Genomic DNA, 13,595 nt, shown 5'->3' on the forward strand with positions numbered 1-13,595 from the left:
AATAAAGTAGGGAAACCTCTTTCGAGGCTTCCCCCTTATCAAACCGTACGTGCCCTATTAAGGCATACGGCTTACCAATGTGTTACAAATGGTCAATACGTTGCCAATCTTTGAGCATATTTCATTTTGCGGACACGGTCAGGAGTATAATACTCTTGACCCTTTTCTTTTGCCTTTAGGATTCGTCTTTCCTGTTCTTTCTTTTGCTTTTCTTTCATTCGAAGAATGTAACTTTCTAGAGAAAAGCCATATATCTTGTGGTAGTAATACCAGTATGAAGGGATAAGTCCAATAATAGCAAAGAACTCATTATTCCATTTTGTTTTCATCGCATGACCTTTTCTTTGGCTAGGGTGTTTGTGAATCATGGCTACTCTTAACCTTTGTCGAATATAGCCATCTATCGCAAGTAGTTCTTTCCCAAATGCTTTAAAGAAGCATGAACTGTTAAATCCGTGTTCTTCATTTGCCTTAATTGCTTTATAAATATTGAGAAAATAGTTTACTTTTCCTCGAATCACTGGGTTAACATACTCAATCCACTTTTCCTTACTCAGAGTGAGTGTTTTCTTCGTCTTGACTTTGATTTTCTGGCGAAAATCATTCCAAGTTGATTCTTTCGGTTTAGCTATATAGTATGGCTTACCATCCTTCTTGCGTTTTCTCCAGTGTTCGAAAGTGAATCCCATAAAGTCAAAGTCATCATCATCGAAGTTTACAAATTTTGTTTTCTCCGTTGCAAGTTCCAACCCAAGTTCGGCTAATTTCCTTTTCGTAATATCTGCCGCTCTCTTTATGTCTTCTTTGGTTTTTGCGAATAACAAAAAGTCATCGGCGAATCTTACAAAACGAATATTGTTTTCAGCCCAGATCCAATCAAGTTCATTTAAATATACGTTCGCTAGTAACGGAGAAATAACCCCTCCTTGCGGAGTGCCGGTATCTGTTGAGTGAAATTTACCTTCTTCCATATAACCAGCTTTTAGCCACAACCAAATCATATCTAACACTGTACCATCTGCGATGTATTTATTTAATACTCTCATCAGCTTCTTATGTGGGATATTATCGAAAAAGCCTTTAATATCTGCATCGAAGATGTAATTATATCCTTGTTCGATATTCGCCATGATTATTTGCAGGACACGTTCTGCACCAACATTTGGTCTGTATCCACATGACCATTTGTGAAAGATATCCCTTTCGAATTTCGGCTGAAGTACATTTACTATTGCCTGTTGGACAATTCTATCTTCAATATTCGGAATGCCTAAGGGTCGCTTTTTGCCATTTTTCTTAGGAATATAATGTCTTCTTACTGGTGACGGCTTATACTCTTTATTTCTCAGTCTCTGTAGAAGCGAGTCCAGATTTTCATCTAAGTGATATCTATAGCTGTCAATTGTTTCGCCATCAATACCACCTGACCCGTTGTTGGCTTCTACCTTTTCCCAAGCAGCTTTTAGCCTTCTGTCGAAAAGTATTTGTCCATAAATACTATGCCATTTGAATTTTAACGTATGATTCATTACATATTCCGCACCCTTCATTGTGTACATTCAGTTCGTTTATACCGAGGTATCGTTTTCTGTTAACATTACACATCTTTACAGATGTGGAGCCACAAGGTCGTTCCCCTTCCGTTCATGCATGGTTTAGTCCATACACTACTTCCGTACTATGAGAACGTCTGACTTCTCCATTCACATCTAGCATTTCGGATTACCCTTATAGGTAGATGTCCCTTTGGGTTGGAATGGAGACCTCACGGGGTCATCGCACCTTCCTTCTAAACATACCCAGCACCATCACTTGATAAATTGCCTCTATCCGGCTGATTCATTGGTATAGAGACCACTAATGTTATAGTGGGCTTCCCATTATATTCGCATAGTCGCCAACTTACCCTGCCGCCGTGCTTCACACTTATTGCATTTGGGTCTGCTTATCCGACTGCGGGTCTCTCGATTGTCCGCATCTCCTTCAGACATCACCTCACGGTGATGCCCTAGATTAGTCTTCACTAGTTGTATCAGCACTCTAGTGGAAGGATTTTCACCTTCGGGAAAACGAGTCTTCTAGGATTCGGGAGCCGTGTTTATCGCAATAACGTACTCCAACCTTTAACAACTCATTCAGTGCAGTTCTACTGCACAAGGTACGACTGCCTGTCGCACAAATAAAAGGCTATCGAAAGTTTTCGACAGCCTGAAGCCCATTGATAAAATGATTGGTTTTTTTGCCTAATGAATAAGGTTCTTAGTAAGTGGTAATCCTGGCAGTTTCCTTTTTAGTTACTTCATCAATTTTTTGAATAAACATTTGAAAAACTCTTCTTTTTTCCTCAAGGTCCTTTATGTATTCCTTCAGCTGGTTATAGCTTTCTTCAAACGGCTTATGGTACATTTCACGGATTTTTTCAATGATTTCCTCGTTTACTGTCGATTGAATCACCTGTTTTGTGATTCCATATTTATAGGAGTACACTTTCAATTCCTGTGCCACTTCATCATATTCGTTCGCAATTTCAGTCAAGACTAATGAAATATCGTCCTTCCACTCATCAAGTGATTTTTGTAAATACGATTTTGCTAATGTTTCTTCCATGTAAACACCCGCCCTATTAGTCTAGATAATATTAACACTATTATAACGGTGTTTGATTACATAGAGATTTCGGACAGTTTACAGAATATTATCAAACATAATAGAACTGTGACAATCCTTTCGAAATGGCGGCACAGTTCTATTTTTTTAACTAAAAGAGGGTTTCCTTAATGAACAATTTGTACTCTCTGCATGAAGCTCTGGCGCAAATTCGGCTAATTTCTTGATGAAATAGCAGGTTTCCGGAAAGTGATGTTCTAAAAATCTTAAGGTGGTCTTATTAAGTATTCGTTCTCCATTGTACTTTTCAACGACAGACCGGATATACAAATTCATTTCAATGACGGTCCTGCCGACTTCTAATGCCAGTTCTTTTTGCCGCGGGAATCCCTGCTCGGTAAATCGTAAAAATCCCTTTATGTGATGATTCTGAAGGATAAACATCTGGAATTTTTGCGCATAGGCATTTGTTTGCCTGTCAACCGCTAATTCTATTGGGTCTATTAAATTCCTTAATAAAATAATATGCCCTAATTGATCCTCAAGCCATAAATCCAACAGTTCATCGAGTTTAAGCGGCACAGGTTGTTGTCCATTAGCCTGGTAAGACAAAAGCCGCAAATACTCTTGATTTTCATTTAATGTACCATTCAAGTAAGTTGGTGATAAATTTAGGTTAATCTGATTTTTAATCCGTAAATTTTGCAAATGCCCTTCAAAAAGGAAATACTCATAGGCAACTGAATATGCCCGTTTCGCAAATGCAGTCATTTGAGTTGACGAGAAACCTAATGCGGGATTCATTTGCCGAAGTTGATTGAGCACGGTTCCAAATGATTGAATGAACCTTTTAGCCGCCGTGATTTCCTTTTCTTCTTCCACCGACAAATGATCACGAACGAAGATAGCATGATCCTGCAAGATTTCCAACCAAAATAAATGCTCCTCCCACACACTAATAGTCGTTGCCATCCCATCCCTCCTTATAAGAGCATATTCATTCAAACAGAAATCTTGTTATGACAAACAGAAAATAACAGAAAAAAATGATTACCCTAATCCAAAGTAACTGCGCATATTGCAAGAATATGTTGTTATTTCGTGATTTCAGTCTTGTTTTGAGAGCTTTTGTCATGGAGCAGGAAAAACAACTACTAGATGGTGAATAATTATGAAAAGAAGATTTATTTCCTAGAGATTAGTAGAGAGGAATGATGAAGTTTGAAGACTTATACATTAAAAGAAGTTTCTAAAAAAATAAATGTTCCACCGGGAATGATTCGCCAATGGGAAAAAGATTATGTTGATTTCCTTGATATTTCACGTTCCAAACAGGGAGCGCGAATTTATACAGACATGGAAATTGAACAATTGTTAGAAATTAAACAAATGGCCGACAAAAAGGTCAGCAAGGAAATGATCCGGCAATGGCTACATAAAAGGCAGGAGCCCGTTGACGAGGAACTCTCCCCTGTGCCTGAAGTCTCCTTAGAAATCGTTTCTGAAGAAATGATTACCCCTGTGTCAATTGAAGAAAGCACCCTTAAAAATACCGAGCTCTTTTTCGAAGCAATGGAATCCTATAAAAAAACGTTCTTAAGTGAAGTAAAGGATGAAATCCGCAGTGTCGTCCGGAAAGAGGTTTTAGAAGAAGTAAAAAAGGAAATCACAAAAGGCACTTATTATACAGTGAAATCCATTTCCGACTCGATTTATAAATCCACTGAAAACACAAAAGCAGAAATTCATCTGTTAGCGGAGAATCTTGAAAGGTCTTCAGAGGTCACAGCTGATTCTTTGCAGTACCTTGCCAATAATATAGCAAATGTTTCTCATGAAACCACTGAAGAGATCTTTTCACTGTCCAAACAGCTATCGGAGACCACTGAAGAAATATCTCAATATGTGGATGTAACCAATAATGAAATCTCCAATCTTTCGGAAGTGATTTCACAAGACCGTGAATTCTTTATTGAAGAGCGTAATCAATACCGACATGAAGTGACACAAAGAGAAGCAGCCTTTCAGCAAATGTTGACCAGTTTTCGTGATGTCGCAGCTGCAAAAGAGAAGAAATGGTGGAAATTTTGGTCTTAACCAGAAAGGTTACTATTATATAAAGCTCCTTTAATTTCTTGTGCGTTTTACTTTGCATATCGTCACTCGTGGATTACGGTTATTTAATCATTAGGGGGATTCGACATGAATACAAGTGAAGTAGCAAAATTATTAGGGGTATCTGCTAGTACAGTTCAGCGCTGGGTAAAACAGCTTGAGCTGCCAATGGAAAAAAATGAGCGGGGACATTATCACTTTAGCCGCGAGGATATTCATCTATTAAAAGAAATTCATGATCAACTTCAAAAGGGAACCTTATTGCATGAAATAACCCCAGTCAATGAGAAAAAAAGTGTCAGAAGAGGTACTGTGAAATCAGTCGAAAATGATCAAGCATTTGAAAAATTAACCGCAAAAGTGAGCGAAATGGAAATAAAACTGAATGACAAGGCAGATTCAGTTGCTTCCTATCAACTCCTTCAGCATCGCCGTGAAATTGAGGAATTGCAGGATCAAATAAAATTATTAACCCAACAACTTGACCTACTTCAAAACCAGGTCAAAGAGCTAAACGATCCTATACAAACTGAAAAACCTTTCCTGTTGGATTCAAGCAAAGTCAAAAGAAAAAGGAAAAATTTCGTCAGTTCCATTTTTGGCTTTTGAAAGACTCCTACAAAAGGCAAAATAAAGACCGACCGTATTGGATACAGTCGGTCTTTACGAATGATTTCAATGAATATGGTTACAAGCACTTACGCTTCTTTATACTGCCCTTCCATTTCAAATAAATCCCCAACAAAGGAAATATTCCTAATTGTTACTTGGAGATCTCCGGTAGGTATTTTAAGTGAAAGCTGCTCACCGTGTTTCCTTAGAAGTAGTTGTCTGCCAACCGGAGATAAAAAGGAAATAAAGCCGCTATCCGGGTTTGATTGTTCTGGCAGGCAGATGATAAAGTCTTCTGTTTCTTGATCCTCCTCAAAGAGTACCGTCACCTTTGTACCGATAAAAACTTTAGGAAACGCTGAAGGTGGACCCTTTTTGCTCGCTTTTGATAGTAATTCTTCCACCTCTAAAACGTACAGGTTAAAAAAGTGTTTAATCCGTTCTTGGATTGGTGTTGAAGATAAATAAAGATTGGTTAAATCCTTGATATTTTCATCCAAGTACACCAATTGCTGAGCATAAAATTCACGTGTCTGGTTTCTATGGTTCATAATACGTAACCTCCAAGCTAGGGTCAAACACCCGGCAAACCTCCATGAATTGATTCATCCTTAACTCCTCCTAAATAAAAAAATGAGACCTCCCATTTCTCCTGGCAGATGAATGGAAGATCTTAGTATAATATTACCATATCTAAACAAAAAAGTCGCTAATAGGCCAGTTAAGACGTAAGCTCAACAAGTGGCCGAGTATATTTTTTAATAAAGTAACTGCCTAGGATTAGACAAATGATAAAGGACAGGATGACAAGTAAGAGATAGTTCCCTGAAATGGACGGTAAACTATCAGCCGGTACCAAAGCTTGAAGTGATTTAATAATAAAACCATGGAACAAATAGACATATAGGGTTCTTTCGCCAATTTTGGTTATTTTATATTGGGTGGATGGGATTAACGCCAAAAATCCAAACACAACGAGTAATGTGACACCATATTGGAGTGCGCGAATGAGCCCATCTGACCACTCCATCCCTCCCATATGTTCATAAGAACTGTCAGCTAACAGCCATGGCACAGAATCTTTTGGAAAAGCCATTCCAAAGAATAATAATATAGTAATAATGATTCCCATTCCAAGGGGAAGTGAATATTTTGCCCTGATTATTTTTCTAAGTTGATTTCCATTTAATAGAAACCCCAATAAAAAATAGGGAAAGAATACAATCGTTCTTGATAAACTTAAATAACTGCCCACATTATCTACATATCCAACCAAAATCCCCAATACAATAGCAACTGCAAACCCTATCCATCTTAACCTTGCAAATCCATATAACAGCAAATTCCAAAAAAACAAACTTAATAAAAACCAAAGTGTCCAATGAGGATGTAATAAATCAAAGGTTAAACGATCCTCGTTCCCAATCACATAATAAAAAATCGAATAGATGATTTGAAAGATCAAATAAGGGATTAAAACCTTCTTTACAGACTTTTTCAAATATCCCTTCTTTTTATATCCTTTTGCAAAATATCCGGAGATTAAGATAAACGCTGGCATATGGAATAAAAAAATTACACTATATAGTGTGAAAAGAATACCATCCTGTTCCTTTAAAGGACTGATAAGATGTCCAAAAACAACAAGAAAAATCAAAATAAATTTAGCATTATCGAAAAACTTACTCCTTTTGGTTGAAGCCATTTCATCACCCCGCTGTTTTTTTATTCAAAACACTACTTGAATAAATATAAGGAGTGCACAATAGTGATACATATATCTTTAAGATAATGATAACCCATTAATATTACAGAAAGATGTAATTGAATTTACTTTCTGTTGCATAGAAATTACAATTTTGAAATAGCAATACCTTATACCCGCGATAAATTTACCACTTTATCCTTAAGGAAACCTTAAATAAGAAAAGCGCAAGCGCCCTGGTCAGCGGCGTATGGCCTGGAGCACTCCAACTGAGATAAAGGAAACACGAAGAGCCGGAGGCGATTCGATGTTGACTTATCGTAGGGCGGAGAGCGAAGGAAACCAGCCGCTAGGGCGCTGGAGCTGGACAATCTCAAAGTCGAAATTTATACTTTCTTAACTCTATATAAAAAAGAAGCTTGGGGCATCCCAAGCTCTCGTTTACATATGCATAATATCGACCATATGATTACTGATGATCTCATCGTAATTTTCCCTTAATTCATCAAGTGAGATCTTTAATGTCCCAGAAAGCTTATATAAGAATTCTTGATCTTGTCTAAGCCAAGAAGAATGATTTCTTTTAAGAAAACGTTCCGCCTCGGAGAAGGCAGAAAACGTTTGCCCAATCTTCCCCCCATTATGGACAAGTTCATATTTTCCATCCCCTGCCGGTAAAATATACGAACTTTCCCCCAAATGGTTTTGATAGCTTGTTCCAAAGGCTGATTCTTTCACATTATATTCATTCCGATCGGCATCCGGTTTAAGCGGGTTCTGTTCGAAAACGTTGACAATAAAGGTTTCAAATCCTTCTTTTGTTAACTCAGATCCGGAAGCTTTCGGATGCCCCCCACCACCATATCTCTGAGCAAATTCAGCCACATTCACTTCATCATGGATCGTTCGGAAGCCCATTTTCTTTCCACTTACATTCAAAAGAACAATCATGTCCATATGAGGATAAATATTATTTAACGCATTGCCTAGCTCGGACAAATACTGCTCTGCATGGACAACACCGACACAATAATCGCCCACAAAGGTTTGCACAATCTGTCTGCTTTTCGAGTGGATATAACGATTAATTTTTTGCTCTTCAATATCAAGAATCATATTTTCTGTTTCCGTTAACTGAAACGAATCGGTATTTTCCTTTAACCGCTTTAACATCTCTTCTTCAAACTGTTCTCTGTTCATTATGTAAAATAAATCGTTTAACCGCTTGGCCGTCACATTATTATTTTCATCCCATTCCCAGGTATCATATTGACGGACTAAATCAATGAATTCTTCAAGTGCATGATTTCGCTCGATCTTCCCATGCTCAATCAAATAATCATAAAACAATGAGGTCGCACATGTTTTTTTGCCATTATCATACTCTGGCATTACCCAGCCCCAGTCGTACTCATTAAAATGCATCGCCGTCACATGATGATCAATCATCTGAATATGATGGCCCCGCTGAAACCGTTCCTGCAGTTTTTTCTCAACCAACTCATTAACGGCTAAATCGGTAATATAAGTTTCTTCCTGGTTATTGGCCGGATGTTTAATAAACGACTCGACCCTCTGGTTTAAATTTCGATAGGAACAATAAAATACATTTGCTTTATCCCCAAAGGCTAGTTTAGCAATTAGCCCGCAGCCAAGGCCATCTAAATCCATATCTGTAAAAAGTTTTACCATACCTGACACCATCCAATCTTCTTTCCATAACGTATAGTTTGGTTTTGAAAAATATTCTTATACAGAGTAAGCATAGCAGACCTAGTATAAATCAGTTCATTTGCTTTCTATTCGCTAAATATATACTAAATGAAAGATTAAATCGACCTTTTCGACTTAAGTTTATACATGTTAATAAAGCCAACCTTTAAGACCTGGTGATAACGATCACATACAACATATGTATTAAATGGTAAGATTCATTGGAAGTTCCTATTACTAACAAGTGAAAAGGGGTAATAAATTGAATTTTCCACAACTTAAAATTGGTCATATGATACCAAAGGTTCCGATTATGCAAGGCGGGATGGGTGTAGGTATTTCACTTAGTAAACTAGCGTCAGCAGTCGCTAATGCCGGGGGGATCGGGATTATTTCCGGTACAGGCATTTCAGTTGACGATATGCGCTCACATATAAGGCGGGCTAAAGAATGTGTTAAAAAAAATGCAGGCTACATTGGCGTAAATGTACTATTTGCCATGAATGATTTTGCTGAAAAAATGAAAGCTGCCCTTGAGGAAAAGGTTGATTTTATCATCTCCGGTGCCGGAATATCAAGGGACATGTATGCATGGGGAAAACAAGCAGGAATTCCTGTTATCTCAATCGTATCCTCTGCAAAGCTAGCCAGGATATCAGAACGGCTTGGTGCTGCCGCTGTTGTGGTTGAAGGCTTTGAAGCAGGCGGACATCTTGGGACAGACCGACCCATGTTCGATATCCTACCCGAAGTTGTTGAAGCAGTTTCCATCCCTGTCATCGCAGCCGGAGGAATTATGACTGGCAGCGATATTGCCAAAGCACTTACGTTGGGAGCCTCAGGCGTGCAAATGGGGACACGGTTTGTTGCAAGCGCAGAATGTGATGCGCCACTAGCCTTTAAACAAAAATATGTAAATGCCGGTAAAGATGATCTGGTATTGGTTAAAACCACCGTCGGCTTACAAGGAAGAGCCATCAAGAATAACTTTACCAATTTGATTACCGGTCCAGACAAATTGAAAATAGCCAAATGTCATGATTGTTTAAAAAATTGTTCCTACCGTTTTTGTACACTTGACTCACTGCTTACATCGGTTAATGGCGATGTTGAAAATGGACTCGTTTTCGCAGGAGCCAGAGTAGCTGAAATTAAGGAAATACTCCCGGTCCAAACCATAATCGATAATCTAACAAAAGAGTATCGCGATTCTTCATTAACAATAAATTAACAATAATAAAAGCCAACCGTCGTCGATAATACGGTTGGCTTTTGCTCATTTATTTCGCTAATCGATAATATCCTCTTTTCAACCCAAAATAACAGAACCACAGTGCTTGCATAAAGAAGAATAATCCCCAGATAAATGCGGGAAGAATTGTTAATTGGGCAAGATTGGACGCATCCCCTGCCGCTTGTGGCTGACCAACGCTTATTAAAAGGATTTCATATGCACTTTGAACCGAATCCACTAATAGAATCGAAGCAATCAAGAGTAATAGGTTGTCTCTCACCTTTTGACTTCCCTTGATCAATAAAAAGAGGAAAGCAGCCGCAAATGAACAGAGCCAAAAAACCCCATATGGATTTCTCACCCAAAAGATTAGATTTAAAAAAATAAATGCTAACAAAATATCAATTAAAAGCGTTCCCTTTTTTCTCCCAATTAGTAAAAAAGAAAGAAACGCCATAAAAGAAGCAAAAGTATAGCCAGCAAGGCTGGTAAAGAAGCTGCCTATCCATGTTGACTGACTGCTGACAGTTGCCCCTTCAGAATTCATAAATAAAGAAATGGTTTCTACCTTCCCGCCGAGAAGAGCAATCAGGGCATGCCCAGATTCATGTATTAGTGTATTGACAACTTTTACATAATTCCCGAGGATAGGAACATGAATCAACAAAAATGCTATCACGAGGAAAAGGAAAAACTTCGCACTGAATTTGTCCCGAACAAAGCTCAACATTCATTCCCCCTCATTATTTAGACTTTATTTATACATTCATTGTACATAATTGACATGCATTTGGAAAGAATTGTTCGCCGGCTATTTACTCAGTCATTCGACAAAGTAACAACTTGTGTGTTACTATTGAGTTGTTACTAATCAAACAAAAGTTATTACAAGGGGGAATGAACTTGATAGAATTTAAAGATATTGTCAAAAAATATCGAACAAAATCCATTATTAATCCTTTTTCATTAAAAATCGATCCCGGCCAATTAGTTGTCTTTATTGGACCAAGTGGTTGTGGAAAAACAACATTGCTTAAAATGATCAATAAACTAATACAGCCGACATCGGGTAAAATTTTTGTGGATGGGACAGATATCTCCACAATGAATCCCATTGAACTCCGCAGAAATATTGGTTACGTCATTCAAAATACTGGATTGTTTCCACATATGTCGATTAAAGAAAACTTGGAATTAATCCCCAAACTTAAGGGTGAAGATCCTGCCCTAATTGAGAAGAAAACAAATGATTTACTTGAAATGGTCGGCTTAGACCCTAAGGAATACTTACACAGATTTCCTAAAGAATTAAGCGGCGGACAGCAGCAAAGAGTAGGTGTAGCAAGAGCCTTCTCCACAGACTCCGATATTATCTTAATGGATGAACCCTTCAGTGCACTTGACCCTGTAACAAGAAGTTCACTTCAAGATGAATTATTTCAAATGCAAAAGGAATTAAATAAGACGATTATCTTTGTCACCCATGACATGGACGAAGCTATTAAAATAGCTGATAAGATTTGTATATTAAAAGATGGCGATATTCTCCAATACGACACGCCAGAAAATATCCTCAAAAATCCTGCGAATGATTTTGTTGAAGGCTTTATTGGAAAAAGAAGGGTTTGGAATAATCCAGAACTGATGTTGGCGGAGGATATTATGATTCAACAGCCTATAAAAATAACCGCCATGCGTACTGTTTTACAAGCCATTGAAATTATGAAAGACAATAAGGTTGATAGTTTAATGGTTACAGACAAACAGAATGTCCTAAAAGGACTTGTCACTTTAAAAAGTATCCAATTGCTCAATCGAAACACTTCAATAGAAATGGTGATGGAGCACAATGTATTCTCTGTTTCACAGGATGCTAATTTAATTTCTGTGTTAGCAGCTATGAATGAGCACAAAATTGGCTATCTTCCTGTTGTAAATAGTGCAAAGCAGTTAACAGGACTCATAACAAGGAGCAGCATTTTATCGGCTTTAAGTAGCCAATTAATTGACCTGGAGGTGGCGTTTTAATGAGTGGATTTTGGAACTATCTAACAGCAAATTATCAGCAAATCGTCAATTTACTGGGTGAACATTTATATTTAAGTATCGTTTCAGTATTAATTGCCATTATTATTGGAATCCCGTTAGGAATCTTAATTTCGAACGAGAAAAAGCTAGCCAAACCAATTATTGGGACGACAAACGTTATTCAAGCTGTACCAAGTCTGGCTTTACTTGGATTTCTAATTCCGTTTATTGGAATCGGCAGTGCACCGGCCATTGTAATGGTCGTTCTTTATTCTCTTCTCCCTATTGTCAAGAACACCTATACCGGGTTGACGAATATTGACGGGGACATTCTGGAAGCCGCCAAAGGCATCGGTCTGACTAAGAGTCAAACCATGAGAAAGGTTCAGCTGCCGCTAGCCTTCCCGATGATTATGGCGGGTATCAGAATTTCAGCGGTAACAGCAGTTGGGTTGATGACAATTGCTGCATTCGTTGGAGCAGGTGGACTAGGTTACCTTGTTTTCTCAGGTGTACAAACCGTTGATAACCATATGATTTTAGCTGGAGCCATTCCGGCCTGTATCTTAGCACTCCTCATTGACTTTGTAGTCGGAAAACTTGAAGCCTCACTTTCTTATACAAGTAAACGAAGAACAGCCAAAAAGTCAGGAAAGAAAACAAAACGATGGATGATTGCTCTCGCCTCAATCATTATCGTTATCGCAGGTGGTTTCAAGGTATATTCCATCGCCAGCGCCGAAGAAAAAATTGTCATTGGCTCTAAAAACTTTAGTGAATCGATGATATTAGGAAACATGCTGGCCGATTTAATTGAAAACAAAACAGATCTACCTGTAGAAAGAAAACTAAATCTTGGTGGTTCCCAGGTTGCTTTTGGCGCCCTTAAGAATGGCGACGTTGATATGTATGTAGAATATACCGGTACAGGCTTGGTTAATATTTTAAACCAACCGCCGGAAAGTAACCCTGATAAGGTATATGATTATGTGCAAAAGGAATTTAAACAAAAATATGGGATTGAGTTATTAAAACCACTTGGATTTAATAATACCTATGCCCTGGCCGTTCGCCAGGACACAGCAGAAGAATATAGGTTAAATACGATCTCAGATTTGGCTAAAGTAAGTGGTAATTTAATTATGGGGCCGACGATTGAATTTCCCAACCGGGAAGATGGATTAATCGGGCTTGAAAAAACCTATAATTTGGCTTTTAAAGATGTCAAAGCCGTCGATGGCGGCTTACGTTATACTGCATTGAAAAATCATAAAAGTGATGTCATCGATGCTTTCTCGACTGACGGGCTACTTGAAGAATTTCAATTGAAGGTCTTAAAGGATGATCAAAACTTTTTTCCTCCATATTATGCAGTGCCAGTCATAAAGGAAGAAACATTGAAAGAACATCCGGAACTGAAGAAGGCAATTAATTCCTTAGCTGGTAAGCTATCAGATGATAAAATGCGCCAGCTCAACTATAAAGTTGACAGTCTCAAAGAGTCACCAGCAAAGGTTGCAAAAGAATTTTTAGAAAAAGAAGGATTGCTGGATTAAATTAATAGTAATAGTGAAGAAAGCC

Annotated in this window: 12 protein-coding genes; 5 read left to right on the forward strand and 7 right to left on the reverse strand. The window is 38.0% G+C overall.

The genetic code is table 11. The features are described 5' to 3' along the window. Nucleotides 1-92: 92 nt before the first annotated feature. The 3 genes from ltrA to RCG19_RS00015 all read right to left on the reverse strand — a co-directional run bounded on the left by ltrA (nt 93) and on the right by RCG19_RS00015 (nt 3,579). Nucleotides 93-1,529: a group II intron reverse transcriptase/maturase gene (gene ltrA, locus RCG19_RS00005; protein ID WP_308108194.1), complete on the reverse strand. Its 1,437-nt coding sequence runs from the start codon at nt 1,527-1,529 to the stop codon at nt 93-95. 730 nt (nt 1,530-2,259) lie between these two features. Next, nucleotides 2,260-2,607 (reverse strand): hypothetical protein, encoded by a 348-nt coding sequence (locus RCG19_RS00010; protein WP_166244022.1) that lies wholly within the window; start codon nt 2,605-2,607, stop codon nt 2,260-2,262. A 147-nt stretch (nt 2,608-2,754) separates the two neighbouring features. After that, the gene (locus RCG19_RS00015; RefSeq protein ID WP_308109185.1) at nt 2,755-3,579 is read right to left on the reverse strand and encodes a DUF2935 domain-containing protein; all 825 of its coding nucleotides are present in this window, start codon (nt 3,577-3,579) and stop codon (nt 2,755-2,757) included. Nucleotides 3,580-3,828: 249 nt separating this feature from the next. Between RCG19_RS00015 and RCG19_RS00020 the strand changes: the two genes are divergently transcribed. Both RCG19_RS00020 and RCG19_RS00025 read left to right on the forward strand, forming a co-directional pair. Next, nucleotides 3,829-4,704, forward strand: coding sequence for a MerR family transcriptional regulator (locus RCG19_RS00020; protein ID WP_308109186.1), 876 nt, complete (start codon nt 3,829-3,831; stop codon nt 4,702-4,704). 105 nt (nt 4,705-4,809) lie between these two features. Continuing rightward, a complete protein-coding gene (locus RCG19_RS00025; protein ID WP_308109187.1) occupies nt 4,810-5,331 on the forward strand; it encodes a MerR family transcriptional regulator in 522 nt (173 codons plus the stop codon). 89 nt (nt 5,332-5,420) lie between these two features. Here the strand turns inward: RCG19_RS00025 and RCG19_RS00030 are convergent, their stop codons facing one another. From RCG19_RS00030 to RCG19_RS00040, 3 genes are all read right to left on the reverse strand, one after another. Further along, the gene (locus RCG19_RS00030) at nt 5,421-5,885 is read right to left on the reverse strand and encodes a GreA/GreB family elongation factor (protein ID WP_308109188.1); all 465 of its coding nucleotides are present in this window, start codon (nt 5,883-5,885) and stop codon (nt 5,421-5,423) included. Nucleotides 5,886-6,055: 170 nt separating this feature from the next. Continuing rightward, complete coding sequence (locus tag RCG19_RS00035) at nt 6,056-7,039, reverse strand: acyltransferase family protein (protein WP_308109189.1); 984 nt, start codon at nt 7,037-7,039, stop codon at nt 6,056-6,058. Between the two features lie 441 nt (nt 7,040-7,480). Then, nucleotides 7,481-8,731 carry a DHH family phosphoesterase gene (locus tag RCG19_RS00040; protein ID WP_308109190.1) on the reverse strand — a complete coding sequence of 417 codons (1,251 nt, stop codon included), beginning with the start codon at nt 8,729-8,731 and terminating at the stop codon, nt 7,481-7,483. Between the two features lie 265 nt (nt 8,732-8,996). On the opposite strand from RCG19_RS00040, the gene RCG19_RS00045 reads away from it, so the two are divergent. Further along, entirely contained in the window at nt 8,997-9,983 is a 987-nt protein-coding gene (locus tag RCG19_RS00045) for an NAD(P)H-dependent flavin oxidoreductase (RefSeq protein ID WP_308109191.1), read from the forward strand. Nucleotides 9,984-10,032: 49 nt separating this feature from the next. Here RCG19_RS00045 and RCG19_RS00050 read toward each other — a convergent pair whose 3' ends face one another. Next, nucleotides 10,033-10,716, reverse strand: coding sequence for a M50 family metallopeptidase (locus tag RCG19_RS00050; protein WP_242637942.1), 684 nt, complete (start codon nt 10,714-10,716; stop codon nt 10,033-10,035). A gap of 167 nt (nt 10,717-10,883) precedes the next feature. On the opposite strand from RCG19_RS00050, the gene RCG19_RS00055 reads away from it, so the two are divergent. Next, entirely contained in the window at nt 10,884-12,014 is a 1,131-nt protein-coding gene (locus RCG19_RS00055) for an ABC transporter ATP-binding protein (RefSeq protein ID WP_308109192.1), read from the forward strand. Next, nucleotides 12,014-13,570 carry an ABC transporter permease/substrate-binding protein gene (locus RCG19_RS00060; protein ID WP_308109193.1) on the forward strand — a complete coding sequence of 519 codons (1,557 nt, stop codon included), beginning with the start codon at nt 12,014-12,016 and terminating at the stop codon, nt 13,568-13,570. Before RCG19_RS00055 ends, RCG19_RS00060 begins: the two co-directional genes overlap by 1 nt. Nucleotides 13,571-13,595: the final 25 nt, after the last annotated feature.

The sequence above is a fragment of the Neobacillus sp. OS1-2 genome (genome assembly GCF_030915505.1).
Classification (GTDB): domain Bacteria; phylum Bacillota; class Bacilli; order Bacillales; family Cytobacillaceae; genus Neobacillus.